Origin of the sequence: Escherichia sp. WS2035 (assembly GCF_046487065.1) — a bacterium.
In the GTDB taxonomy this organism is placed as follows: Bacteria; Pseudomonadota; Gammaproteobacteria; order Enterobacterales; family Enterobacteriaceae; genus Escherichia; species Escherichia coli.
In genome coordinates this window covers 18,857-43,784 of record NZ_JBJQKD010000005.1, presented here as the reverse complement: position 1 = coordinate 43,784, position 24,928 = coordinate 18,857, and the positions used below count along the sequence as shown (strand labels likewise).

Here is a 24,928-nt window from a genome sequence, read left to right as displayed (position 1 = left end):
AAGCCCGATTTGAAGGCATAGTTTACCATGCGCTTACGGGGAAGCGTATTTCTCACGCGGGAGAGGACATGGCACAGATTGATTTCCGAAAAAAAATAAACTGGCATCGTCGTTACCGTTCACCGCAGGGCGTTAAAACCGAACATGAGATTCTGCGGATCTTCGAGAGCGATCGCGGGCGTATCATCAACTCTCCGGCAATTCGTCGTCTGCAACAAAAGACCCAGGTTTTTCCACTGGAGCGCAATGCCGCCGTGCGCACGCGTCTTACCCACTCGATGGAAGTCCAGCAGGTGGGGCGTTATATCGCTAAAGAGATTTTAAGCCGCCTGAAAGAGCTTAAATTACTGGAGACGTATGGTCTCGATGAACTGACCGGGCCCTTTGAAAGCATTGTTGAGATGTCATGCCTGATGCACGATATCGGCAATCCGCCGTTTGGTCATTTTGGCGAAGCGGCGATAAATGACTGGTTTCGCCAGCGTTTGTACCCGGAAGATGCCGAAAGCCAGCCTCTGACTGACGATCGCTGCAGCGTGGCGGCACTACGTTTACGGGACGGGGAAGAACCGCTTAACGCGCTGCGGCGCAAGATTCGTCAGGACTTATGTCATTTTGAAGGTAACGCACAGGGTATTCGTTTGGTGCATACATTGATGCGGATGAATCTCACCTGGGCGCAGGTTGGCGGTATTTTAAAATATACCCGTCCGGCGTGGTGGCGTGGTGAAACGCCTGAGACACATCACTATTTAATGAAAAAGCCGGGCTATTATCTTTCCGAAGAAGCCTATATTGCCCGGTTGCGTAAAGAACTTAATTTGGCGCTTTACAGTCGTTTTCCGTTAACGTGGATTATGGAAGCTGCCGACGACATCTCCTATTGTGTGGCAGACCTTGAAGATGCGGTAGAGAAAAGGATATTTACCGTTGAGCAGCTTTATCATCATTTGCACGAGGCGTGGGGCCAGCATGAGAAAGGTTCGCTCTTTTCGCTGGTGGTTGAAAATGCCTGGGAAAAATCACGCTCAAATAGTTTAAGCCGCAGTACGGAAGATCAGTTTTTTATGTATTTACGGGTAAACACCCTAAATAAACTGGTACCCTACGCGGCACAACGATTTATTGATAATCTGCCTGCGATTTTCGCCGGAACGTTTAATCATGCATTATTGGAAGATGCCAGCGAATGCAGCGATCTTCTTAAGCTATATAAAAATGTCGCTGTAAAACATGTGTTTAGCCATCCAGATGTCGAGCAGCTTGAATTGCAGGGCTATCGGGTCATTAGCGGATTATTAGAGATTTATCGTCCTTTATTAAACCTGCCGTTATCAGACTTTACTGAACTGGTAGAAAAAGAACGGGTGAAACGTTTCCCTATTGAAACGCGCTTATTCCACAAACTCTCGACGCGCCATCGGCTGGCCTATGTCGAGGCTGTCAGTAAATTACCGTCAGATTCTCCTGAGTTTCCGCTATGGGAATATTATTACCGTTGCCGCCTGCTGCAGGATTATATCAGCGGTATGACCGACCTCTATGCGTGGGATGAATACCGACGTCTGATGGCCGTAGAACAATAACCAGGCTTTTGTAAAGACGAACAATAAATTTTTACCTTTTGCAGAAACTTTAGTTCGGAACTTCGCGCTATAAAACGAATCTGAAGAACACAGCAATTTTGCGTTATCTGTTAATCGAGACTGAAATACATGAAAAAAACCACATTAGCACTGAGTGCACTGGCTCTGAGTTTAGGTTTGGCGTTATCTCCGCTCTCTGCAACGGCGGCTGAGACTTCTTCAGCAACGACAGCCCAGCAGATGCCAAGCCTTGCACCGATGCTCGAAAAGGTGATGCCTTCAGTGGTCAGCATTAACGTAGAAGGTAGCACAACCGTTAATACGCCGCGTATGCCGCGTAATTTCCAGCAGTTCTTCGGTGATGATTCTCCGTTCTGCCAGGAGGGTTCTCCGTTCCAGAGCTCTCCGTTCTGCCAGGGGGGCCCGGGCGGTAATGGCGGCGGCCAGCAACAGAAATTCATGGCGCTGGGTTCCGGCGTCATCATTGATGCCGATAAAGGCTATGTCGTCACCAACAACCACGTTGTTGATAACGCGACGGTGATTAAAGTCCAGCTTAGCGATGGTCGTAAGTTCGACGCGAAGATGGTTGGCAAAGATCCGCGCTCTGATATCGCGTTGATCCAGATCCAGAACCCGAAAAACCTGACCGCAATTAAGATGGCGGATTCTGATGCGCTGCGCGTGGGTGATTACACCGTAGCAATTGGTAACCCGTTCGGCCTGGGCGAGACAGTAACTTCCGGGATTGTCTCTGCGCTGGGACGTAGCGGCCTGAACGCTGAAAACTACGAAAACTTCATCCAGACCGATGCAGCGATCAACCGGGGTAACTCAGGTGGTGCGTTGGTTAACCTGAACGGCGAACTGATTGGTATCAACACCGCGATCCTCGCACCGGACGGCGGAAACATCGGTATCGGTTTTGCTATCCCGAGCAACATGGTGAAAAACCTGACCTCGCAGATGGTGGAATACGGCCAGGTGAAACGTGGTGAGTTGGGTATTATGGGCACTGAGCTGAACTCCGATCTGGCGAAAGCGATGAAAGTTGACGCTCAGCGCGGTGCTTTCGTAAGCCAGGTTCTGCCGAATTCTTCCGCCGCGAAAGCGGGCATTAAAGCGGGTGATGTGATCACCTCACTGAACGGTAAGCCAATCAGCAGCTTTGCCGCACTGCGTGCTCAGGTGGGCACTATGCCGGTAGGTAGCAAACTGACCCTGGGCTTACTGCGCGACGGGAAGCAGGTTAACGTGAACCTGGAACTTCAGCAGAGCAGCCAGAATCAGGTTGATTCCAGCACCATCTTCAACGGCATTGAAGGCGCTGAGATGAGTAACAAAGGCAAAGATCAGGGCGTGGTGGTGAACAACGTGAAAACGGGGACTCCGGCTGCGCAGATCGGCCTGAAGAAAGGTGATGTGATTATTGGCGCGAACCAGCAGGCAGTGAAAAACATCGCTGAACTGCGTAAATTTCTCGACAGCAAACCGTCTGTGCTGGCACTGAACATTCAGCGCGGCGACAGCACTATCTACCTGTTAATGCAGTAATCTCCCTCAACCCCTTCCTGAAAACGGGAAGGGGTTCTCCTTACAATCTGTGAACTTCACCACAACTCCATACATCTTCATCATCCTTTGGGCATTTGCACAATGCCGTACGTTACGTACTTCCTTATGCTAAGCCGTGCATAATGGAGGACTTATGGCTGGTTGGCATCTTGATACCAAAATGGCGCAGGATATTGTGGCACGTACCATGCGCATCATCGATACCAATATCAACGTAATGGATGCCCGCGGGCGAATTATCGGCAGCGGCGATCGTGAGCGTATTGGTGAATTGCACGAAGGAGCATTGCTGGTACTTTCACAAGGACGAGTCGTCGATATCGATGACGCGGTGGCACGTCATCTGCACGGTGTGCGGCAGGGGATTAATCTACCGTTACGGCTGGAAGGTGAAATTGTCGGCGTAATTGGCCTGACAGGTGAACCAGAGAATCTGCGTAAATATGGCGAACTGGTCTGCATGACGGCTGAAATGATGCTGGAACAGTCGCGGTTGATGCACCTGTTGGCGCAGGATAGCCGTTTGCGGGAAGAACTGGTGATGAACCTGATTCAGGCTGAGGAGAATACTCCCGCACTTACTGAATGGGCGCAACGGCTGGGGATCGATCTCAATCAACCGCGAGTGGTGGCTATTGTTGAGGTCGACAGCGGTCAGCTTGGTGTGGACAGCGCAATGGCGGAGTTACAGCAACTGCAAAATGCGCTGACTACGCCCGAGCGTAATAATCTAGTGGCGATTGTCTCGCTAACCGAAATGGTGGTGTTGAAACCGGCGTTGAACTCTTTTGGGCGCTGGGACGCAGAAGATCATCGTAAGCGAGTTGAACAACTGATTACCCGCATGAAAGAGTATGGCCAGCTGCGTTTTCGCGTTTCGCTGGGCAACTATTTTACCGGTCCTGGCAGTATTGCCCGATCCTATCGTACGGCGAAAACGACGATGGTGGTGGGTAAACAGCGGATGCCAGAAAGTCGCTGCTATTTTTATCAGGATCTGATGTTACCTGTGTTACTCGACAGTTTGCGTGGCGACTGGCAGGCCAACGAACTGGCGCGACCGCTGGCGCGGCTGAAAGCGATGGACAATAACGGCTTGCTGCGGCGAACTCTGGCGGCGTGGTTTCGCCACAATGTGCAACCGCTGGCAACGTCAAAGGCGTTGTTTATTCATCGTAATACTCTGGAATATCGGCTTAATCGTATATCGGAACTGACCGGGCTTGATTTGGGCAATTTTGATGACAGGTTGCTGCTGTATGTGGCGTTACAACTGGATGAAGAGCGGTAGGTCGATTACAAAATTACAGCCGGGTGAGACTTTACCCGGCCCACAGAATGACATTATTTACGCGTCAGTTTTTCCAGATCGGCTTCAATCTCGCTGATCTTATTGGTTACTACTGACTCCAGGTGACGTAAGTCATCGAGGATCTTACGCTTAAGATCAACTTCGCTGCGGTCACGCTGGCAGATTTGATCAAGCTCATCAATGATATACCGTAGATTCGGGCTGATTTCCTGGACTTCTTTATAACCCTGCCCCACACCATCAGCGACAACCGTTTTACGCTGACGCGGATATTTAAACTTCACGCTCTTGGCGAAAAACTCGCCTTTGTCTTTCTGGAAATAGATTTTCAGAATATCGTTGTTGGCTTCCTGCCGGAGGCTGTAACGATCAATTTCTTCAGGATTGGTAATACCCAGACTTTTCAGATTGTCGTACATAGCGTTACCTCAAAATGAGTCAGTAAATTGTGCTTATTTTAGCATTTGGCCTGGCCCGCCCGGCTCGACTGTGATCGCAGAAAGCCTTTTTCTTCCAGACTTCTATCATGGCGTAAAAATCAAAAAATTACCTGCTTTATTGTGATGATATTCCATGGGATGGATTAGCACATTTATCTTCATTTTGCGAATTACATGACAGTCCGAAACAAGATGAAAACGTATTTAAAAAAGGGGGAAAATGAGTAGGACGAATTATTCTGAGCCAGAAAGCAATCGGGCAGCGTCGTGCTGCCCGTGTACATACTTTTAGTCGATGGTACGCAGCAGTTCGTTAATACCAACTTTACCGCGAGTTTTCGCGTCAACTTTCTTAACGATAACTGCACAGTAGAGACTGTATTTGCCATCTTTCGACGGCAGATTACCTGAAACAACCACAGACCCTGCCGGAACGCGACCGTAGTGGATTTCGCCGGTTTCACGGTCATAAATACGGGTGCTCTGACCAATGTATACGCCCATAGAGATGACGGAACCTTCTTCGACAATCACCCCTTCAACCACTTCAGAGCGTGCGCCGATGAAGCAGTTATCTTCAATAATGGTCGGGTTAGCCTGCAGCGGCTCCAGCACGCCGCCGATACCCACGCCACCGGAAAGGTGGACGTTTTTACCAATCTGCGCACAGGAACCGACGGTCGCCCAGGTATCAACCATGGTGCCTTCATCAACATATGCGCCGATGTTGACGTAAGACGGCATCAGCACGGTGTTACGGGCAATGAACGCGCCCTGACGCACTGCCGCTGGTGGCACGACGCGGAAGCCTTCTTTCTGGAAACGTGCTTCATCGTAGTTAGCGAATTTCATCGGCACTTTGTCGAAGTAGCGGCTTTCTGCCCCTTCGATCACCTGATTATCATTAATACGGAAAGAGAGCAGCACCGCTTTTTTCAACCACTGATGCGTCACCCACTGACCGTCAATTTTTTCCGCTACACGCAGTGCGCCGGAATCCAGCAGGGCGATCACCTGATTTACCGCTTCGCGGGTAACGGTGTCTGCATTGGCTGGCGTGATCTCGGCACGGCGTTCAAAAGCGGTTTCAATAATGTTCTGTAACTGCTGCATTGTTAAACTCTTTTCATATCAGTAAACACATCACCCTTTATCGTTTGGATTGAGGGCCTCTGTCAACCGCTGATGCACTTCCTGCTGCAACTCGTTATTAAGCGCACGCCGGTCAGCGGTGGCAATTATGAATAAATCTTCTACTCGCTCGCCAATGGTTGTAATTCGGGCGCCATGAAGCGAAATTCCCAGATCGGCAAAAATTTTCCCGACTCGCGCCAGCAGTCCAGGTTGGTCGAGGGCGATCAGTTCGAGGAACGATTTGCGGTCGGTATGGGTCGGCAAAAACGTCACTTCGGTTTCAACAGTAAAATGGCGCAATTTAGCGGGTTGGCGACGGGGCTGCGGTGGCTGCCAGCTACTTTGTGTCAGCACCTGCTCCAGACCAAACCGAATAACCTCATGACGATCTGCGGATAGCGGGCTACCATCGGGTTCCAGCACTATAAAGGTATCCATCGCCATACCGTCGCGAGTGGTGAAAATTTGTGCGTCGTGAACACTTAAATTGCGGCGGTCTAATTCGGCACAGACGGCGGCAAACAGATAGGGGCGGTCCGGGCTCCAGATAAAAATCTCGGTGCCTCCACGCGTAGCCTGCGGGCTAAGCAGTACCAGCGGTTTGCTTAAATCATGCTGTAATAAATGGCGTGCGTGCCAGGCCAGTTGATTTGGGCTATGGCGGACAAAATAGTTAGCGCGACAGCGTGACCAAATTTGGTGCAGCGCCTCTTCGTCGATGTTATCCATGCGCAGTAGTGCCAGCGCCTGGAGTTGGTGATGGCGAACCCGTTCGCGCATATCCGGCGTGTTTTGCATTCCGCGTCGTAGCTGCTTTTCGGTGGCAAAATAGAGTTCGCGCAACAGACTTTGCTTCCAGCTATTCCACAGTGTTTCGTTGGTGGCGCAAATGTCAGCCACTGTCAGGCATACCAGATAGCGCAGACGATTTTCCGTTTGGACTTCTTCGGCAAACTGCTTGATGACTTCCGGGTCCTGAATATCGCGGCGCTGAGCTGTCACCGACATCAGCAAGTGCTGGCGAACCAGCCAGGCGACCAGCTGTGTTTCGCGTGAGTTCAGCCCGTGGAGTTCGGCAAAATGCACTACATCCTGAGCACCGAGAATGGAGTGGTCGCCGCCGCGTCCTTTGGCGATATCGTGAAACAGCGCGGCGATGAAAATCAGCTCAGTTGACGGCAGACGCGGCCAGACGTCCACACACAACGGATGGCGCTGGCGCGTTTCTTCACTGGCAAAACTCTCCAGTTTCAACATCACGCGGATAGTATGTTCATCCACCGTGTAGGCGTGGAACAGATCAAACTGCATCTGCCCGACGATATGCGACCATTGCGGCATATACGCGCCGAGTACGCTATGGCGATGCATTGGCAATAGCCCGCGCCGCACCGCTCCGGGGTGACGCAGAATGCTCAAAAACAGTTTTCGCGCTTCCGGAATATTACACAGAGGTTGTTGCAGATGGCGACGGGCGTGGCGTAACTGGCGTAGCGTGGTGGAGTAAATGCCGGTGATCGCACTGTTGCGCACCATGGTGTAGAACATACGCAAGATGGCTTCCGGCTGGCGCATAAATAGTGTTTCATCACGCAGGTCGATCAGCGTTCCGCGTAGCTGAAACTCATCGTCGATTGGACGTGGTTTTTCGTCGGCGGGAAGGGCGAGGATGGCTTCATCGAACAGTTGCAGCAGCATCTGGTTGAGTTCACTGACGCGGCGTGTAACGCGGAAGTAATCCTTCATCATCCGCTCGACCGGTTCGTTACCTTCACCACTGTAATTCAAACGCTGGGCGACGCTAAGCTGGCGATCGAATAACAGGCGATTATCGTAACGACTGACGACCAGATGCAGGGCAAAGCGAATGCGCCACAATATATGCAGGCATTCGTTTAATTCCGCTCGCTCCGCAGAGGTTAAGAAGCCAAACCCTACCATTTCATCCAGCGATGTTGCGCCAAAATGACGGCGGGCCACCCATTGCAGAGTGTGGATATCGCGCAAGCCGCCGGGGCTACTTTTGATGTCTGGTTCAAGGTTGTAGCTGGTGCCGTGGTAACGCTGATGGCGCTGGTTCTGTTCTTCAACTTTCGCCGCGTAGAACTTGTCGGAAGGCCAGAATCCTTCGCTAAAAATATGTTTTTGCAGTTCGAGGAACAGCGCAACATCGCCAATTAATAAGCGGGATTCGATTAAATTGGTGGCGACGGTTAAATCCGATAACCCTTCCAGCATGCACTCTTCAAGCGTGCGCACGCTATGACCCACTTCCAGCTTTACATCCCAGAGCAGCGTTAACAGCTCGCCCACTTTTTGCGCCTGATCGTCCGGGAGCTTTTTACGGCTTAAAATCAGTAAATCGATGTCAGAAAGTGGATGCAGCTCGCCACGACCGTAGCCACCGACGGCGACCAATGCCAGGTCGGCAATCTGGCTGAATCCCGCTTCAATCCATAATCGTTGAAGAAGCTGGTCGATAAACTCGGTACGCGCCTCAATCAACTGTTCTGCGGAGATACCATTGTCAAAGGCATCACCCAGCCAACGCTGGAAAGTATCGATATGGGCTTTTATCCCACCGACGGTTAATTCATCACGGGGCCAGGCGCATGGATTTTGCGGTTGACCGTGCAGGGGGGGGAGAGCGGTGTTTGCGTACTGTTCTGGAAGGGTATTCATTGTGCGCCACCCATAAGATTAAATTATTGCATTAAAAAAGCCGGCATTCGCCGGCTTCATTTTATTCGTCGTGCGAGATTATCGCCGGGATGGTGTCATCCTTGCGTAGCGTCAGAATTTCGCAGCCGTTATCAGTCACCACAATAGTATGCTCATATTGTGCAGACAAGCTGCGATCTTTGGTTTTTACCGTCCAGCCATCTTTCATGGTGCGGATCTCTTTTTTACCCGCGTTGACCATTGGCTCGATGGTGAATGTCATCCCCGGTTTCAGCACGACGTTGGTTTCACGGGAGTCATAGTGCAGCACCTGCGGTTCTTCGTGGAAGCCGCGACCAATACCGTGTCCGCAATATTCACGAACGACGGAGAAGCCTTCTGCTTCGACAAATTTCTGAATTGCCGCACCGATTTCGCGCAGATTAATGCCTGGTTTTACCATGCGTAGCGCCAGGTACAGGCTTTCTTGCGTGATGCGGCACAGACGTTCGCCCATGATGGTCGGCTTACCGACGATAAACATTTTCGAGGTATCGCCGTGGAAACCATCTTTGATTACGGTGACATCAATGTTAACGATATCGCCATCTTTCAGCAGCTTGGCGTCGTCCGGGATACCGTGGCACACCACTTCATTAATAGAGATGCAAACGGATTTCGGATAGCCGTGATAGCCGAGGCAGGCAGAAACCGCGTGTTGTTCATTAACAATGTAATCATTACAGATGCGATCCAGCTCGCCGGTGCTGACGCCCGGTTTAACATACGGTTCGATCATCTCCAGCACTTCGGCAGCCAGTCGGCCAGCGACGCGCATTTTTTCGATATCTTCTGGGGTCTTGATTGAGATAGCCATTAATTCTGTCCATCAGCGTCGGTGATACCGACAATATATATGTAAGTGCCGTCAATGGTATCACACCCGGGCAAATTGAGAATCATTCTGAATTTCGCCAAACGTGCCACTGAAGGTTTTCTATAATAGAAAATTCAACGTCTGATGCTGTACACAGCGCCAACAATTATTGGTGTCCACGACGTATTTGTGGTATAAAGCGCGCCGGACTTCCGATCCATTTCGTATACACAGACTGGACGGAAGCGACAATCTCACTTTGTGTAACAACACACACGTATCGGCACATATTCCGGGGTGCCCTTTGGGGTCGGTAATATGGGATACGTGGAGGCATAACCCCAACTTTTATATAGAGGTTTTAATCATGGCAACTGTTTCCATGCGCGACATGCTCAAGGCTGGTGTTCACTTCGGTCACCAGACCCGTTACTGGAACCCGAAAATGAAGCCGTTCATCTTCGGTGCGCGTAACAAAGTTCACATCATCAACCTTGAGAAAACTGTACCGATGTTCAACGAAGCTCTGGCTGAACTGAACAAGATTGCTTCTCGCAAAGGTAAAATCCTTTTCGTTGGTACTAAACGCGCTGCAAGCGAAGCGGTGAAAGACGCTGCTCTGAGCTGCGACCAGTTCTTCGTGAACCATCGCTGGCTGGGCGGTATGCTGACTAACTGGAAAACCGTTCGTCAGTCCATCAAACGTCTGAAAGACCTGGAAACTCAGTCTCAGGACGGTACTTTCGACAAGCTGACCAAGAAAGAAGCGCTGATGCGCACTCGTGAGCTGGAGAAACTGGAAAACAGCCTGGGCGGTATCAAAGACATGGGCGGTCTGCCGGACGCTCTGTTTGTAATCGATGCTGACCACGAACACATTGCTATCAAAGAAGCAAACAACCTGGGTATTCCAGTATTTGCTATCGTTGATACCAACTCTGATCCGGACGGTGTTGACTTCGTTATCCCGGGTAACGACGACGCAATCCGTGCTGTGACCCTGTACCTGGGCGCTGTTGCTGCAACCGTACGTGAAGGCCGTTCTCAGGATCTGGCTTCCCAGGCGGAAGAAAGCTTCGTAGAAGCTGAGTAATAAGGCACGCTCGTACGAGCCCTTATAGACCAGGTAGTACACGTTTGGTTAGGGGGCCTGCATATGGCCCCCTTTTTCACTTTTATATCTGTGCGGTTTAATGCCGGGCAGATCACATCTCCGAGGATTTTAGAATGGCTGAAATTACCGCATCCCTGGTAAAAGAGCTGCGTGAGCGTACTGGCGCAGGCATGATGGATTGCAAAAAAGCACTGACTGAAGCTAACGGCGACATCGAGCTGGCAATCGAAAACATGCGTAAGTCCGGTGCTATTAAAGCAGCGAAAAAAGCAGGCAACGTTGCTGCTGACGGCGTGATCAAAACCAAAATCGACGGCAACTACGGCATCATTCTGGAAGTTAACTGCCAGACTGACTTCGTTGCAAAAGACGCTGGTTTCCAGGCGTTCGCAGACAAAGTTCTGGACGCAGCTGTTGCTGGCAAAATCACTGACGTTGAAGTTCTGAAAGCACAGTTCGAAGAAGAACGTGTTGCGCTGGTAGCGAAAATTGGTGAAAACATCAACATTCGCCGCGTTGCTGCGCTGGAAGGCGACGTTCTGGGTTCTTATCAGCACGGTGCGCGTATCGGTGTTCTGGTTGCTGCTAAAGGCGCTGACGAAGAGCTGGTTAAACACATCGCTATGCACGTTGCTGCAAGCAAGCCAGAATTCATCAAACCAGAAGACGTATCCGCTGAAGTGGTAGAAAAAGAATACCAGGTACAGCTGGATATCGCGATGCAGTCTGGTAAGCCGAAAGAAATTGCAGAGAAAATGGTTGAAGGCCGCATGAAGAAATTCACCGGCGAAGTTTCTCTGACCGGTCAGCCGTTCGTTATGGAACCAAGCAAAACTGTTGGTCAGCTGCTGAAAGAGCATAACGCTGAAGTGACTGGCTTTATCCGCTTCGAAGTGGGTGAAGGCATCGAGAAAGTTGAGACTGACTTTGCAGCAGAAGTTGCTGCGATGTCCAAGCAGTCTTAATTATCGAAAAGGAGCCGCCTGAGGGCGGCTTCTTTTTGTGCCCATCTTGTAAATTCAGCTAACCCTTGTGGGGCTGCGCTGAAAAGCGACGTACAATGTCGCTAGTATTAATTCATTTCAATCGTTGACAGTCTCAGGAAAGAAACATGGCTACCAATGCAAAACCCGTCTATAAACGCATTCTGCTTAAGTTGAGTGGCGAAGCTCTGCAGGGCACTGAAGGCTTCGGTATTGATGCAAGCATACTGGATCGCATGGCTCAGGAAATCAAAGAACTGGTTGAACTGGGTATTCAGGTTGGTGTGGTGATTGGTGGGGGTAACCTGTTCCGTGGCGCTGGTCTGGCGAAAGCGGGTATGAACCGCGTTGTGGGCGACCACATGGGGATGCTGGCGACCGTAATGAACGGCCTGGCAATGCGTGATGCACTGCACCGCGCCTATGTGAACGCTCGTCTGATGTCCGCTATTCCATTGAATGGCGTGTGCGACAGCTACAGCTGGGCAGAAGCTATCAGCCTGTTGCGCAACAACCGTGTGGTGATCCTCTCCGCCGGTACAGGTAACCCGTTCTTTACCACCGACTCAGCAGCTTGCCTGCGTGGTATCGAAATTGAAGCCGATGTGGTGCTGAAAGCAACCAAAGTTGACGGCGTGTTTACTGCTGATCCGGCGAAAGATCCAACCGCAACCATGTACGAGCAACTGACTTACAGCGAAGTGCTGGAAAAAGAGCTGAAAGTCATGGACCTGGCGGCCTTCACGCTTGCTCGTGACCATAAATTACCGATTCGTGTTTTCAACATGAACAAACCGGGTGCGCTGCGCCGTGTGGTAATGGGTGAAAAAGAAGGGACTTTAATCACGGAATAATTCCCGTGATGGATAAATAAGGGTAAGATTCCGCGTAAGTATCGCGGGGGATCTTACCCGTAATATGTTTAATCAGGGCTATACTTAGCACACTTCCACTGTGTGTGACTGTCTGGTCTGACTGAGACAAGTTTTCAAGGATTCGTAACGTGATTAGCGATATCAGAAAAGATGCTGAAGTACGCATGGATAAATGCGTAGAAGCGTTCAAAACCCAAATCAGCAAAATACGCACGGGTCGTGCTTCTCCCAGCCTGCTGGATGGCATTGTCGTGGAATATTACGGCACGCCGACGCCGCTGCGTCAGCTGGCAAGCGTAACGGTAGAAGATTCCCGTACTCTGAAAATCAACGTGTTTGATCGTTCAATGTCTCCGGCCGTTGAAAAAGCGATTATGGCGTCCGATCTTGGCCTGAACCCGAACTCTGCGGGTAGCGACATCCGTGTTCCGCTGCCGCCGCTGACGGAAGAACGTCGTAAAGATCTGACCAAAATCGTTCGTGGTGAAGCAGAACAAGCGCGTGTTGCAGTACGTAACGTGCGTCGTGACGCGAACGACAAAGTGAAAGCACTGTTGAAAGATAAAGAGATCAGCGAAGACGACGATCGCCGTTCTCAGGACGATGTACAGAAACTGACTGATGCTGCAATCAAGAAAATTGAAGCGGCGCTGGCAGACAAAGAAGCAGAACTGATGCAGTTCTGATTTCTTGAACGACAAAAACGCCGCTCAGTAGATCCTTGCGGATCGGCTGGCGGCGTTTTGCTTTTTATTCTGTCTCAACTCTGGATGTTTCATGAAGCAACTCACCATTCTGGGCTCGACCGGCTCGATTGGTTGCAGCACGCTGGACGTGGTGCGCCATAATCCCGAACATTTCCGCGTAGTTGCGCTGGTGGCCGGCAAAAATGTCACTCGCATGGTAGAACAGTGCCTGGAATTCTCTCCCCGCTATGCCGTAATGGACGATGAAGCGAGTGCGAAACTTCTTAAAACGATGCTACAGCAACAGGGGAGCCGCACCGAAGTCTTAAGTGGGCAACAAGCCGCTTGCGATATGGCAGCGCTTAAGGATGTTGATCAGGTGATGGCAGCCATTGTTGGCGCTGCTGGACTGTTACCTACGCTTGCTGCGATCCGCGCGGGTAAAACCATTTTGCTGGCCAATAAAGAATCACTGGTTACCTGCGGACGTCTGTTTATGGACGCCGTAAAGCAGAGCAAAGCGCAATTGTTACCGGTCGATAGCGAACATAACGCCATTTTTCAGAGTTTACCGCAACCTATCCAGCATAATCTGGGATACGCTGACCTTGAGCAAAATGGCGTGGTGTCCATTTTACTTACCGGGTCTGGTGGCCCTTTCCGTGAGACGCCATTGCGCGATTTGGCAACAATGACGCCCGATCAAGCCTGCCGTCATCCGAACTGGTCGATGGGACGTAAAATTTCCGTCGATTCGGCTACCATGATGAACAAAGGTCTGGAATACATTGAAGCGCGTTGGCTGTTTAACGCCAGCGCCAGCCAGATGGAAGTGCTGATTCACCCGCAGTCAGTGATTCACTCAATGGTGCGCTACCAGGACGGCAGTGTTCTGGCGCAGCTGGGTGAACCGGATATGCGTACGCCAATTGCTCACACCATGGCATGGCCGAATCGCGTGAACTCTGGCGTGAAGCCGCTTGATTTTTGCAAACTAAGTGCGTTGACATTTGCCGCACCGGATTATGATCGTTATCCATGTCTGAAACTGGCGATGGAGGCGTTTGAACAAGGCCAGGCAGCGACGACAGCATTGAATGCCGCAAATGAAATCACCGTGGCTGCTTTTCTTGCGCAACAAATCCGCTTTACGGATATCGCTGCGTTGAATTTATCCGTACTGGAAAAAATGGATATGCGCGAACCACAATGTGTGGATGATGTGTTATCTGTTGATGCGAACGCGCGTGAAGTCGCCAGAAAAGAGGTGATGCGTCTCGCAAGCTGAGGATAATCCGGCTACAGAGAGTCGCGCTATTTGTTAGCGTAGGGCTTCAGTGATATAGTCTGCGCCATCTGATCGTAAGTAGTTGGCTTTATAAGGTCAGGTATGCCGTGGTTTTACACGGCTTTTTTTTGTATAGGCTTCAGTATTCCTGAGTACCGTAAACCCTGTCAGGGAATAAGAAACGCGTGATGTTGTCTGCTACTCAACCACTTAGCGAAAAATTGCCAGCGCATGGCTGTCGTCATGTTGCGATCATTATGGACGGCAATGGTCGCTGGGCAAAAAAGCAAGGGAAGATTCGTGCCTTTGGGCATAAAGCCGGGGCAAAATCCGTCCGCCGGGCTGTCTCTTTTGCGGCCAACAACGGTATTGAGGCGTTAACGCTGTATGCCTTTAGTAGTGAAAACTGGAACCGACCAGCGCAGGAAGTCAGTGCGTTAATGGAACTGTTTGTGTGGGCGCTAGATAGCGAAGTAAAAAGTCTGCACCGACATAACGTGCGTCTGCGTATTATTGGCGATACCAGTCGCTTTAACTCGCGTTTGCAAGAACGTATTCGTAAATCTGAAGCGCTAACAGCCGGGAATACCGGTCTGACGCTGAATATTGCGGCGAACTACGGTGGACGTTGGGATATAGTCCAGGGAGTCAGGCAACTGGCTGAAAAGGTGCAGCAAGGAAACCTGCAACCAGATCAGATAGATGAAGAGATGCTAAACCAGCATGTCTGTATGCATGAACTGGCCCCTGTAGATTTAGTAATTAGGACTGGGGGGGAGCATCGCATTAGTAACTTTTTGCTTTGGCAAATTGCCTATGCCGAACTTTACTTTACAGATGTTCTCTGGCCCGATTTCGATGAACAAGACTTTGAAGGGGCGTTAAATGCCTTTGCTAATCGAGAGCGTCGTTTCGGCGGCACCGAGCCCGGTGATGAAACAGCCTGATGGGGGTCGCTTTTGCTGAAGTATCGCCTGATATCTGCTTTTGTGTTAATACCCGTCGTCATCGCGGCGTTGTTTCTGTTGCCGCCGGTGGGGTTCGCCATTGTAACGCTGGTGGTCTGTATGCTGGCAGCGTGGGAATGGGGACAGCTTAGCGGTTTTACCACTCGTTCGCAGCGAGTATGGTTGGCGGTGTTATGCGGGTTATTGTTGGCGCTGATGCTTTTTCTGTTGCCGGAATATCACCGAAATATTCATCAACCGCTGGTTGAAATCTCACTTTGGGCTTCGCTGGGTTGGTGGATTGTCGCGCTATTGCTGGTGCTGTTTTACCCAGGTTCCGCAGCAATCTGGCGTAACTCTAAAACATTGCGCATTATTTTTGGCGTGCTAACCATTGTTCCCTTCTTCTGGGGCATGCTGGCGTTACGGGCCTGGCACTACGACGAGAATCATTACAGTGGCGCAATATGGCTGCTCTATGTCATGATCCTGGTATGGGGCGCTGACTCTGGCGCATATATGTTTGGCAAATTGTTTGGTAAACATAAACTGGCACCGAAGGTTTCTCCGGGTAAAACCTGGCAAGGCTTTATCGGTGGACTCGTGACCGCAGCGGTAATCTCATGGGGTTATGGCATGTGGGTGAATCTCGACGTCGCTCCCGTCACCTTACTCATTTGCTCTATTGTCGCAGCGTTAGCCTCAGTGCTCGGCGATCTGACCGAAAGTATGTTTAAGCGTGAAGCGGGAATTAAGGACAGCGGTCATTTAATTCCAGGACACGGTGGTATTTTAGATCGTATTGATAGCCTGACGGCTGCGGTACCGGTCTTTGCTTGCTTGTTGTTACTGGTATTCAGGACGCTTTAACGGAAGGTAATATGCTGAGTTTTCTCTGGGATTTGGCTTCGTTCATCGTTGCACTGGGTGTACTTATCACCGTGCATGAATTTGGTCATTTCTGGGTTGCCCGGCGTTGTGGTGTTCGCGTTGAGCGTTTCTCAATAGGGTTTGGTAAGGCGCTCTGGCGGCGAACTGATAAGCTCGGCACCGAATATGTTATCGCCCTGATCCCGTTGGGCGGTTATGTCAAAATGCTGGATGAGCGCGCAGAACCGGTCGTTCCGGAACTCCGCCACCATGCCTTCAATAATAAATCTGTCGGCCAACGAGCGGCGATTATTGCCGCAGGTCCAGTTGCAAACTTCATTTTTGCTATCTTTGCCTACTGGCTGGTTTTTATTATTGGTGTGCCTGGCGTACGTCCGGTGGTTGGTGAAATAGCAGCCAATTCGATAGCTGCGGAAGCACAAATTGCACCAGGTACGGAACTAAAAGCCGTAGATGGTATCGAAACGCCTGATTGGGATGCCGTGCGTTTGCAGTTGGTCGATAAAATTGGCGATGAAAGCACCACCATTACGGTAGCGCCATTTGGCAGCGACCAACGGCGGGATGTAAAGCTCGATTTACGTCACTGGGCGTTTGAGCCTGATAAAGAAGATCCGGTATCTTCGTTGGGGATTCGTCCTCGTGGGCCGCAAATTGAACCTGTACTGGAAAATGTGCAGCCAAACTCGGCGGCAAGCAAGGCAGGTTTGCAAGCAGGCGACAGGATCGTTAAAGTCGATGGTCAGCCCTTAACGCAGTGGGTGACCTTTGTGATGCTTGTCCGGGATAACCCGGGTAAATCCTTAGCGTTAGAAATCGAAAGACAGGGGAGTCCCTTGTCTTTGACATTAATCCCGGAGAGTAAACCGGGTAATGGTAAAGCGATTGGTTTTGTCGGTATTGAGCCGAAAGTCATTCCTTTGCCTGATGAGTATAAAGTTGTACGCCAGTATGGGCCGTTCAACGCTATCGTCGAAGCCACGGACAAAACGTGGCAGTTGATGAAGCTGACGGTCAGTATGCTGGGAAAATTGATCACCGGTGATGTGAAACTGAACAACCTCAGTGGGCCGATCTCTATCGCCAAGGGGGCTGGGATGACAGCGGAACTCGGGGTAGTTTATTACCTGCCGTTTCTTGCGCTTATTAGCGTGAACTTAGGGATAATTAACCTGTTTCCGTTGCCCGTACTTGACGGGGGGCATCTGCTGTTCCTTGCGATCGAAAAGATCAAGGGCGGACCGGTATCCGAGCGGGTTCAAGACTTTTGTTATCGCATTGGCTCGATTCTGCTGGTGCTGTTAATGGGGCTTGCACTTTTCAATGATTTCTCTCGGTTATGAGAGTTAGTTAGGAAGAACGCATAATAACGATGGCGATGAAAAAGTTGCTCATAGCGTCGCTGCTGTTTAGCAGCGCCACCGTATACGGTGCTGAAGGGTTCGTAGTGAAAGATATTCATTTCGAAGGCCTTCAGCGTGTCGCCGTTGGTGCGGCCCTCCTCAGTATGCCGGTGCGCACAGGCGACACGGTTAATGATGAAGATATCAGTAATACCATTCGCGCTCTGTTTGCTACCGGCAACTTTGAGGATGTTCGCGTCCTTCGTGATGGTGATACCCTTCTGGTTCAGGTAAAAGAACGTCCGACCATTGCCAGCATTACTTTCTCCGGTAACAAATCGGTGAAAGATGACATGCTGAAGCAAAACCTCGAGGCTTCTGGTGTGCGTGTGGGCGAATCCCTCGATCGCACCACCATTGCCGATATCGAGAAAGGTCTGGAAGACTTCTACTACAGCGTCGGTAAATATAGCGCCAGCGTTAAAGCTGTCGTGACCCCGCTGCCGCGCAACCGTGTTGACCTAAAACTGGTGTTCCAGGAAGGTGTGTCAGCTGAAATCCAGCAAATTAACATTGTTGGTAACCATGCTTTCACCACCGATGAACTGATCTCTCATTTCCAACTGCGTGACGAAGTGCCGTGGTGGAACGTGGTAGGCGATCGTAAATACCAGAAACAGAAACTGGCGGGCGACCTTGAAACCCTGCGCAGTTACTATCTGGATCGCGGTTATGCCCGTTTCAACATCGATTCTACCCAGGTCAGTCTGACGCCAGATAAAAAAGGTATTTACGTCACGGTGAACATCACCGAAGGCGATCAGTACAAGCTTTCTGGCGTTGAAGTGAGCGGCAATCTTGCCGGGCACTCCGCTGAAATTGAGCAACTGACTAAGATCGAGCCGGGCGAGCTGTATAACGGCACCAAAGTGACCAAAATGGAAGATGACATTAAAAAGCTTCTTGGTCGCTATGGTTATGCCTATCCGCGCGTACAGTCGATGCCTGAAATTAACGATGCCGACAAAACCGTTAAATTACGCGTGAACGTTGATGCGGGTAACCGTTTCTATGTGCGTAAGATCCGTTTTGAAGGTAACGATACCTCGAAAGATGCTGTCCTGCGTCGCGAAATGCGTCAGATGGAAGGTGCATGGCTGGGGAGCGATCTGGTCGATCAGGGTAAGGAGCGTCTGAACCGTCTGGGCTTCTTTGAAACTGTCGATACCGATACCCAACGTGTTCCGGGGAGCCCGGATCAGGTTGATGTAGTTTACAAGGTGAAAGAACGTAACACCGGTAGCTTCAACTTCGGGATTGGTTACGGTACTGAAAGTGGCGTGAGCTTCCAGGCTGGTGTGCAACAGGATAACTGGTTAGGTACGGGTTATGCTGTTGGTATCAACGGGACCAAAAACGATTACCAGACCTATGCTGAACTGTCGGTAACCAACCCGTACTTCACCGTAGATGGCGTAAGCCTCGGTGGTCGTCTCTTCTATAATGACTTCCAGGCAGATGACGCCGACCTGTCCGACTATACCAACAAGAGTTATGGTACAGACGTGACGTTGGGCTTCCCGATCAACGAATATAACTCGCTGCGTGCAGGTCTGGGTTATGTACATAACTCCCTGTCCAACATGCAGCCTCAGGTTGCGATGTGGCGTTATCTGTACTCTATGGGTGAACATCCGAGCACCTCTGATCAGGATAACAGCTTCAAAACGGACGACTTCACGTTCAACTATGGTTGGACCTATAACAAGCTTGACCGTGGTTACTTCCCGACAGATGGTTCACGTGTCAACCTGACCGGTAAAGTGACCATTCCGGGATCGGATAACGAATACTACAAAGTGACGTTAGACACGGCGACTTATGTGCCGATTGATGACGATCACAAATGGGTTGTTCTGGGTCGTACCCGTTGGGGTTATGGTGATGGTTTAGGCGGCAAAGAGATGCCGTTCTATGAGAACTTCTATGCCGGTGGTTCCAGCACCGTGCGTGGCTTCCAGTCCAATACCATTGGTCCGAAAGCAGTTTACTTCCCGCATCAGGCCAGTAATTATGATCCGGACTATGATTACGAATGTGCGACTCAGGACGGCGCGAAAGATCTGTGTAAATCGGATGATGCTGTAGGCGGTAACGCCATGGCGGTTGCCAGCCTCGAGTTCATCACCCCGACGCCGTTTATTAGCGATAAGTATGCTAACTCGGTTCGTACTTCCTTCTTCTGGGATATGGGTACCGTTTGGGATACAAACTGGGATTCCAGCCAATATTCTGGATATCCGGACTATAGTGATCCAAGCAATATCCGTATGTCTGCGGGTATCGCATTACAATGGATGTCCCCATTGGGGCCGTTGGTGTTCTCCTACGCCCAGCCGTTCAAAAAGTACGATGGAGACAAGGCAGAACAGTTCCAGTTTAACATCGGTAAAACCTGGTAAGTGTTCTCCACAAAGGAATGTAGTGGTAGTGTAGCGATGACTTTAGGCGATCAATATAAGATCGCCGGGCCACGCAAAGAACTGCACCCTCCGGTGCAAATGGGATGGTAAGGAGTTTATTGTGAAAAAGTGGTTATTAGCTGCAGGTCTCGGTTTAGCACTGGCAACTTCTGCTCAGGCGGCTGACAAAATTGCAATCGTCAATATGGGCAGCCTGTTCCAGCAGGTAGCGCAGAAAACCGGTGTTTCTAACACGCTGGAAAACGAGTTCAAAGGCCGTGCCAGCGAACTGCAGCGTATGGAAACCGATCTGCAGGCTAAAATGAAAAAGCTGCAGTCCATGAAAGCGGGCAGCGATCGCACTAAGCTGGAAAAAGACGTGATGGCTCAGCGCCAGACTTTTGCTCAGAAAGCGCAGGCTTTTGAGCAGGATCGCGCACGTCGTTCCAACGAAGAACGCGGCAAACTGGTTACTCGTATCCAGACTGCTGTGAAATCCGTTGCCAACAGCCAGGATATCGATCTGGTTGTTGATGCAAACGCCGTTGCTTACAACAGCAGCGATGTAAAAGACATCACTGCCGACGTACTGAAACAGGTTAAATAAGTAATGCCTTCAATTCGACTGGCTGATTTAGCGCAGCAGTTGGATGCAGAACTACACGGTGATGGCGATATCGTCATCACCGGCGTTGCGTCCATGCAATCTGCACAAACAGGTCACATTACGTTCATGGTTAACCCAAAATACCGTGAGCATTTAGGCTTGTGCCAGGCGTCCGCGGTTGTCATGACCCAGGACGATCTTCCTTTCGCGAAAAGTGCCGCGCTGGTAGTGAAGAATCCCTACCTGACTTACGCGCGCATGGCGCAAATTTTAGATACCACGCCGCAGCCCGCGCAGAACATTGCACCCAGTGCGGTGATTGACGCGACGGCGAAGCTGGGTAACAACGTATCGATTGGCGCTAACGCGGTGATTGAGTCCGGCGTTGAACTGGGCGATAACGTGATTATCGGTGCCGGTTGCTTCGTAGGTAAAAACAGCAAAATCGGTGCAGGTTCGCGTCTCTGGGCGAACGTAACCATTTACCATGAGATCCAGATCGGTCAGAATTGCCTGATCCAGTCCGGAACAGTGGTAGGCGCAGACGGCTTTGGTTATGCCAACGATCGTGGTAACTGGGTGAAGATCCCACAGATTGGTCGGGTAATTATTGGCGATCGCGTGGAGATCGGTGCCTGCACTACTATTGATCGTGGCGCGCTGGATGACACTGTTATTGGCAATGGTGTGATCATTGATAACCAGTGCCAGATTGCACATAACGTCGTGATTGGCGACAATACGGCAGTTGCCGGTGGCGTCATTATGGCGGGCAGCCTGAAAATTGGTCGTTACTGCATGATCGGCGGAGCCAGCGTAATCAACGGGCATATGGAAATATGCGACAAAGTGACGGTTACGGGCATGGGTATGGTGATGCGTCCCATCACTGAACCAGGCGTCTATTCCTCAGGCATTCCGCTGCAACCCAACAAAGTCTGGCGCAAAACCGCTGCACTGGTGATGAACATTGATGACATGAGCAAGCGTCTGAAATCGCTTGAGCGCAAGGTTAATCAACAAGACTAACGTTCCATCTTTTGTTCGCCAAACTTTACGGCCTGTCTCATTCTTACGATTGCGGCAGGCCGTGTTATTATTGTCGTTTCTTATATTTTGACAGGAAGAGTATCTTGACTACTAACACTCATACTCTGCAGATTGAAGAGATTTTAGAACTTCTGCCGCACCGTTTCCCGTTCTTACTGGTGGATCGCGTGCTGGATTTTGAAGAAGGTCGTTTTCTGCGCGCAGTAAAAAATGTCTCTGTCAATGAGCCATTCTTCCAGGGCCATTTCCCTGGAAAACCGATTTTCCCGGGTGTGCTGATTCTGGAAGCAATGGCACAGGCAACAGGTATTCTGGCGTTTAAAAGCGTAGGAAAACTGGAACCGGGTGAGCTGTACTACTTCGCCGGTATTGACGAAGCGCGCTTTAAGCGCCCGGTCGTGCCTGGCGATCAAATGATCATGGAAGTCACTTTCGAAAAAACGCGCCGCGGCCTGACCCGTTTTAAAGGGGTTGCTCTGGTCGACGGTAAAGTAGTTTGCGAAGCAACGATGATGTGTGCTCGTAGCCGGGAGGCCTGATACGTGATTGATAAATCCGCCTTTGTGCATCCAACCGCCATTGTGGAAGAGGGCGCGTCGATTGGCGCGAACGCTCACATTGGTCCTTTTTGTATCGTTGGACCCCATGTCGAAATTGGTGAGGGTACCGTACTGAAATCTCACGTTGTCGTGAATGGTCATACTAAAATTGGCCGCGATAATGAGATTTATCAGTTCGCCTCCATCGGCGAAGTTAACCAGGATCTGAAATATGCTGGCGAACCGACCCGCGTGGAAATCGGCGATCGTAACCGCATTCGCGAAAGCGTCACCATTCATCGTGGCACAGTCCAGGGCGGTGGATTGACGAAGGTGGGCAGCGACAACTTACTGATGATCAACGCGCACATTGCGCACGATTGTACGGTAGGTAACCGCTGCATCCTCGCCAACAACGCAACGCTGGCGGGTCACGTATCGGTTGACGACTTCGCGATCATCGGCGGCATGACCGCAGTCCATCAGTTCTGCATCATTGGTGCGCATGTGATGGTTGGCGGCTGCTCCGGTGTGGCGCAGGACGTCCCTCCTTATGTCATTGCGCAGGGTAACCACGCAACGCCGTTCGGTGTCAATATCGAAGGGCTGAAGCGCCGCGGATTCAGCCGTGAGGCGATTACCGCTATCCGCAATGCGTATAAGCTGATTTATCGTAGCGGTAAGACGCTCGATGAAGTGAAACCGGAAATTGCTGAACTGGCGGAAACATATCCGGAAGTGAAAGCCTTTACCGATTTCTTTGCACGCTCAACGCGCGGTCTGATTCGTTAATGACTGAACAGCGTCCATTAACGATTGCCCTGGTCGCCGGAGAAACCTCCGGCGATATCCTGGGGGCCGGTTTAATCCGCGCTCTGAAAGAACGTGTGCCCAACGCCCGCTTTGTTGGTGTTGCCGGGCCACGAATGCAGGCTGAAGGCTGCGAAGCCTGGTACGAAATGGAAGAACTGGCAGTGATGGGCATTGTTGAAGTGCTCGGTCGTCTGCGTCGCTTACTACATATTCGTGCCGATCTGACAAAGCGTTTTGGCGAACTGAAGCCAGATGTTTTTGTTGGTATTGATGCGCCTGACTTCAATATTACTCTTGAAGGTAACCTCAAAAAGCAGGGTATCAAAACCATTCATTACGTCAGTCCGTCCGTCTGGGCGTGGCGACAGAAACGCGTTTTCAAAATAGGCAGAGCCACCGATCTGGTGCTCGCATTTCTGCCTTTCGAAAAAGCGTTTTATGACAAATACAACGTACCGTGCCGCTTTATCGGTCATACCATGGCTGATGCCATGCCATTAGATCCAGATAAAAATGGTGCCCGTGATGTGCTGGGGATCCCTTACGATGCCCACTGTCTGGCATTGTTGCCGGGCAGCCGTGGTGCAGAAGTCGAAATGCTTAGTGCCGATTTCCTGAAAACGGCCCAGCTTTTGCGCCAGACATATCCGGATCTCGAAATCGTGGTGCCGCTGGTGAATGCCAAACGCCGTGAGCAGTTTGAACGCATCAAAGCTGCAGTCGCGCCAGACCTGTCGGTTCATTTGCTGGATGGAATGGGCCGTGAGGCGATGGTCGCCAGTGATGCGGCGCTACTGGCGTCGGGTACGGCAGCACTGGAGTGTATGCTGGCTAAATGCCCGATGGTAGTGGGATATCGCATGAAGCCTTTCACCTTCTGGCTGGCGAAGCGACTGGTGAAAACTGATTATGTCTCGCTGCCAAATCTGCTGGCGGGCAGAGAGTTAGTCAAAGAGTTATTGCAGGAAGAGTGTGAGCCGCAAAAATTGGCTGCGGCGCTGTTACCGCTGTTGGCGAACGGGAAAACCAGCCATGCGATGCACGACACCTTCCGCGAGCTGCATCAGCAGATCCGCTGCAATGCCGATGAGCAGGCGGCACAAGCCGTTCTGGAGTTAGCACAATGATCGAATTTGTCTATCCGCACACGCAGCTGGTTGCGGGTGTGGATGAAGTCGGACGCGGGCCGTTAGTTGGCGCGGTCGTCACCGCTGCGGTGATCCTTGACCCGGCGCGCCCGATTGCCGGGCTGAATGATTCCAAAAAGCTGAGCGAAAAACGCCGTCTGGCGCTCTGTGAAGAGATCAAAGAGAAAGCGTTGAGCTGGAGTCTGGGCCGCGCGGAACCTCACGAAATCGACGAACTGAATATTTTACATGCGACCATGCTGGCGATGCAGCGTGCCGTCGCTGGACTGCATATTGCGCCGGAATATGTGTTGATTGATGGTAACCGCTGCCCGAAATTACCGATGCCTTCGATGGCTGTGGTGAAAGGCGATAGCCGCGTACCGGAAATCAGTGCCGCGTCTATCCTGGCGAAAGTGACGCGTGACGCCGAAATGGCGGCGCTGGATATTGTTTTCCCGCAATATGGTTTTGCCCAACACAAAGGGTATCCAACCGCTTTTCATCTGGAAAAACTGGCTGAACACGGCGCGACCGAACACCATCGGCGCAGCTTTGGGCCTGTCAAACGCGCACTGGGACTTGCGTCCTGATTCTTGTGTCGAGATTAAGTAAACC

General features: G+C 51.0%; 22 protein-coding genes. 18 read left to right on the top strand and 4 right to left on the bottom strand.

What is annotated here, in order from left to right:
* The first annotated feature begins 68 nt into the window (after positions 1-68).
* The 3 genes from dgt to cdaR all read left to right on the top strand — a co-directional run bounded on the left by dgt (position 69) and on the right by cdaR (position 4,452).
* Entirely contained in the window at positions 69-1,586 is a 1,518-nt protein-coding gene (dgt, locus tag ACJHX4_RS10560; protein ID WP_000057107.1) for a dGTPase, read from the top strand.
* A gap of 129 nt (positions 1,587-1,715) precedes the next feature.
* Positions 1,716-3,140 carry a serine endoprotease DegP gene (degP, locus tag ACJHX4_RS10555; protein ID WP_001531402.1) on the top strand — a complete coding sequence of 475 codons (1,425 nt, stop codon included), beginning with the start codon at positions 1,716-1,718 and terminating at the stop codon, positions 3,138-3,140.
* A gap of 154 nt (positions 3,141-3,294) precedes the next feature.
* The gene (gene cdaR, locus ACJHX4_RS10550) at positions 3,295-4,452 is read left to right on the top strand and encodes a DNA-binding transcriptional regulator CdaR (protein ID WP_000929439.1); all 1,158 of its coding nucleotides are present in this window, start codon (positions 3,295-3,297) and stop codon (positions 4,450-4,452) included.
* 53 nt (positions 4,453-4,505) lie between these two features.
* On the opposite strand, the gene ACJHX4_RS10545 is transcribed toward cdaR, so the two are convergent.
* The 4 genes from ACJHX4_RS10545 to map form a co-directional block, all read right to left on the bottom strand.
* Positions 4,506-4,892: a DUF3461 family protein gene (locus ACJHX4_RS10545; RefSeq protein ID WP_000272188.1), complete on the bottom strand. Its 387-nt coding sequence runs from the start codon at positions 4,890-4,892 to the stop codon at positions 4,506-4,508.
* A gap of 309 nt (positions 4,893-5,201) precedes the next feature.
* The gene (gene dapD / locus ACJHX4_RS10540; protein ID WP_001186656.1) at positions 5,202-6,026 is read right to left on the bottom strand and encodes a 2,3,4,5-tetrahydropyridine-2,6-dicarboxylate N-succinyltransferase; all 825 of its coding nucleotides are present in this window, start codon (positions 6,024-6,026) and stop codon (positions 5,202-5,204) included.
* Between the two features lie 30 nt (positions 6,027-6,056).
* Positions 6,057-8,729, bottom strand: coding sequence for a bifunctional uridylyltransferase/uridylyl-removing protein GlnD (gene glnD, locus ACJHX4_RS10535; RefSeq protein WP_332279025.1), 2,673 nt, complete (start codon positions 8,727-8,729; stop codon positions 6,057-6,059).
* 61 nt (positions 8,730-8,790) lie between these two features.
* Positions 8,791-9,585 (bottom strand): type I methionyl aminopeptidase, encoded by a 795-nt coding sequence (gene map / locus ACJHX4_RS10530; RefSeq protein WP_001018194.1) that lies wholly within the window; start codon positions 9,583-9,585, stop codon positions 8,791-8,793.
* A 367-nt stretch (positions 9,586-9,952) separates the two neighbouring features.
* On the opposite strand from map, the gene rpsB reads away from it, so the two are divergent.
* The 15 genes from rpsB (at position 9,953) to rnhB (ending at position 24,903) form a co-directional block, all read left to right on the top strand.
* Positions 9,953-10,678 (top strand): 30S ribosomal protein S2, encoded by a 726-nt coding sequence (gene rpsB, locus ACJHX4_RS10525; RefSeq protein WP_000246882.1) that lies wholly within the window; start codon positions 9,953-9,955, stop codon positions 10,676-10,678.
* A gap of 134 nt (positions 10,679-10,812) precedes the next feature.
* The gene (tsf, locus tag ACJHX4_RS10520; RefSeq protein WP_000818114.1) at positions 10,813-11,664 is read left to right on the top strand and encodes a translation elongation factor Ts; all 852 of its coding nucleotides are present in this window, start codon (positions 10,813-10,815) and stop codon (positions 11,662-11,664) included.
* A 146-nt stretch (positions 11,665-11,810) separates the two neighbouring features.
* Positions 11,811-12,536, top strand: a complete 726-nt coding sequence (pyrH, locus tag ACJHX4_RS10515) for a UMP kinase (RefSeq protein ID WP_000224573.1) — start codon at positions 11,811-11,813, stop codon at positions 12,534-12,536.
* Positions 12,537-12,685: 149 nt separating this feature from the next.
* Complete coding sequence (gene frr / locus ACJHX4_RS10510) at positions 12,686-13,243, top strand: ribosome recycling factor (protein WP_000622418.1); 558 nt, start codon at positions 12,686-12,688, stop codon at positions 13,241-13,243.
* Between the two features lie 91 nt (positions 13,244-13,334).
* A complete protein-coding gene (gene ispC / locus ACJHX4_RS10505) occupies positions 13,335-14,531 on the top strand; it encodes a 1-deoxy-D-xylulose-5-phosphate reductoisomerase (protein WP_000811939.1) in 1,197 nt (398 codons plus the stop codon).
* Between the two features lie 188 nt (positions 14,532-14,719).
* Positions 14,720-15,478, top strand: coding sequence for a (2E,6E)-farnesyl-diphosphate-specific ditrans,polycis-undecaprenyl-diphosphate synthase (ispU, locus tag ACJHX4_RS10500; RefSeq protein ID WP_001295562.1), 759 nt, complete (start codon positions 14,720-14,722; stop codon positions 15,476-15,478).
* 12 nt (positions 15,479-15,490) lie between these two features.
* Positions 15,491-16,348, top strand: coding sequence for a phosphatidate cytidylyltransferase (cdsA, locus tag ACJHX4_RS10495; RefSeq protein WP_000922441.1), 858 nt, complete (start codon positions 15,491-15,493; stop codon positions 16,346-16,348).
* A gap of 11 nt (positions 16,349-16,359) precedes the next feature.
* Positions 16,360-17,712 carry a sigma E protease regulator RseP gene (gene rseP, locus ACJHX4_RS10490; protein WP_001295561.1) on the top strand — a complete coding sequence of 451 codons (1,353 nt, stop codon included), beginning with the start codon at positions 16,360-16,362 and terminating at the stop codon, positions 17,710-17,712.
* 29 nt (positions 17,713-17,741) lie between these two features.
* A complete protein-coding gene (bamA, locus tag ACJHX4_RS10485) occupies positions 17,742-20,174 on the top strand; it encodes an outer membrane protein assembly factor BamA (protein WP_001240896.1) in 2,433 nt (810 codons plus the stop codon).
* Between the two features lie 121 nt (positions 20,175-20,295).
* Positions 20,296-20,781 (top strand): molecular chaperone Skp, encoded by a 486-nt coding sequence (gene skp / locus ACJHX4_RS10480; protein ID WP_000758956.1) that lies wholly within the window; start codon positions 20,296-20,298, stop codon positions 20,779-20,781.
* A gap of 3 nt (positions 20,782-20,784) precedes the next feature.
* Positions 20,785-21,810: a UDP-3-O-(3-hydroxymyristoyl)glucosamine N-acyltransferase gene (gene lpxD, locus ACJHX4_RS10475; RefSeq protein ID WP_001139282.1), complete on the top strand. Its 1,026-nt coding sequence runs from the start codon at positions 20,785-20,787 to the stop codon at positions 21,808-21,810.
* 104 nt (positions 21,811-21,914) lie between these two features.
* A complete protein-coding gene (gene fabZ / locus ACJHX4_RS10470; protein WP_000210739.1) occupies positions 21,915-22,370 on the top strand; it encodes a 3-hydroxyacyl-ACP dehydratase FabZ in 456 nt (151 codons plus the stop codon).
* A 3-nt stretch (positions 22,371-22,373) separates the two neighbouring features.
* Positions 22,374-23,162 carry an acyl-ACP--UDP-N-acetylglucosamine O-acyltransferase gene (lpxA, locus tag ACJHX4_RS10465; protein WP_000565966.1) on the top strand — a complete coding sequence of 263 codons (789 nt, stop codon included), beginning with the start codon at positions 22,374-22,376 and terminating at the stop codon, positions 23,160-23,162.
* On the top strand, positions 23,162-24,310 hold the full coding sequence (lpxB, locus tag ACJHX4_RS10460) for a lipid-A-disaccharide synthase (RefSeq protein WP_000139678.1): 1,149 nt from the start codon (positions 23,162-23,164) through the stop codon (positions 24,308-24,310). Before lpxA ends, lpxB begins: the two co-directional genes overlap by 1 nt.
* On the top strand, positions 24,307-24,903 hold the full coding sequence (gene rnhB, locus ACJHX4_RS10455) for a ribonuclease HII (protein WP_000569423.1): 597 nt from the start codon (positions 24,307-24,309) through the stop codon (positions 24,901-24,903). The genes lpxB and rnhB overlap by 4 nt, the downstream gene beginning before the upstream one ends.
* The last annotated feature ends 25 nt before the right edge of the window (positions 24,904-24,928 follow it).

Bases quoted from the DNA above. Each gene is read 5' to 3' on its own strand.
- dgt (WP_000057107.1), top strand. From the start codon at position 69: ATGGCACAGATTGATTTCCGAAAAAAAATAAACTGGCATCGTCGTTAC.
- degP (WP_001531402.1), top strand. From the start codon at position 1,716: ATGAAAAAAACCACATTAGCACTGAGTGCACTGGCTCTGAGTTTAGGT.
- cdaR (WP_000929439.1), top strand. From the start codon at position 3,295: ATGGCTGGTTGGCATCTTGATACCAAAATGGCGCAGGATATTGTGGCA.
- ACJHX4_RS10545 (WP_000272188.1), bottom strand. From the start codon at position 4,892: ATGTACGACAATCTGAAAAGTCTGGGTATTACCAATCCTGAAGAAATT.
- dapD (WP_001186656.1), bottom strand. From the start codon at position 6,026: ATGCAGCAGTTACAGAACATTATTGAAACCGCTTTTGAACGCCGTGCC.
- glnD (WP_332279025.1), bottom strand. From the start codon at position 8,729: ATGAATACCCTTCCAGAACAGTACGCAAACACCGCTCTCCCCCCCCTG.
- map (WP_001018194.1), bottom strand. From the start codon at position 9,585: ATGGCTATCTCAATCAAGACCCCAGAAGATATCGAAAAAATGCGCGTC.
- rpsB (WP_000246882.1), top strand. From the start codon at position 9,953: ATGGCAACTGTTTCCATGCGCGACATGCTCAAGGCTGGTGTTCACTTC.
- tsf (WP_000818114.1), top strand. From the start codon at position 10,813: ATGGCTGAAATTACCGCATCCCTGGTAAAAGAGCTGCGTGAGCGTACT.
- pyrH (WP_000224573.1), top strand. From the start codon at position 11,811: ATGGCTACCAATGCAAAACCCGTCTATAAACGCATTCTGCTTAAGTTG.
- ispC (WP_000811939.1), top strand. From the start codon at position 13,335: ATGAAGCAACTCACCATTCTGGGCTCGACCGGCTCGATTGGTTGCAGC.
- ispU (WP_001295562.1), top strand. From the start codon at position 14,720: ATGTTGTCTGCTACTCAACCACTTAGCGAAAAATTGCCAGCGCATGGC.
- rseP (WP_001295561.1), top strand. From the start codon at position 16,360: ATGCTGAGTTTTCTCTGGGATTTGGCTTCGTTCATCGTTGCACTGGGT.
- bamA (WP_001240896.1), top strand. From the start codon at position 17,742: ATGGCGATGAAAAAGTTGCTCATAGCGTCGCTGCTGTTTAGCAGCGCC.
- lpxD (WP_001139282.1), top strand. From the start codon at position 20,785: ATGCCTTCAATTCGACTGGCTGATTTAGCGCAGCAGTTGGATGCAGAA.
- lpxB (WP_000139678.1), top strand. From the start codon at position 23,162: ATGACTGAACAGCGTCCATTAACGATTGCCCTGGTCGCCGGAGAAACC.
- rnhB (WP_000569423.1), top strand. From the start codon at position 24,307: ATGATCGAATTTGTCTATCCGCACACGCAGCTGGTTGCGGGTGTGGAT.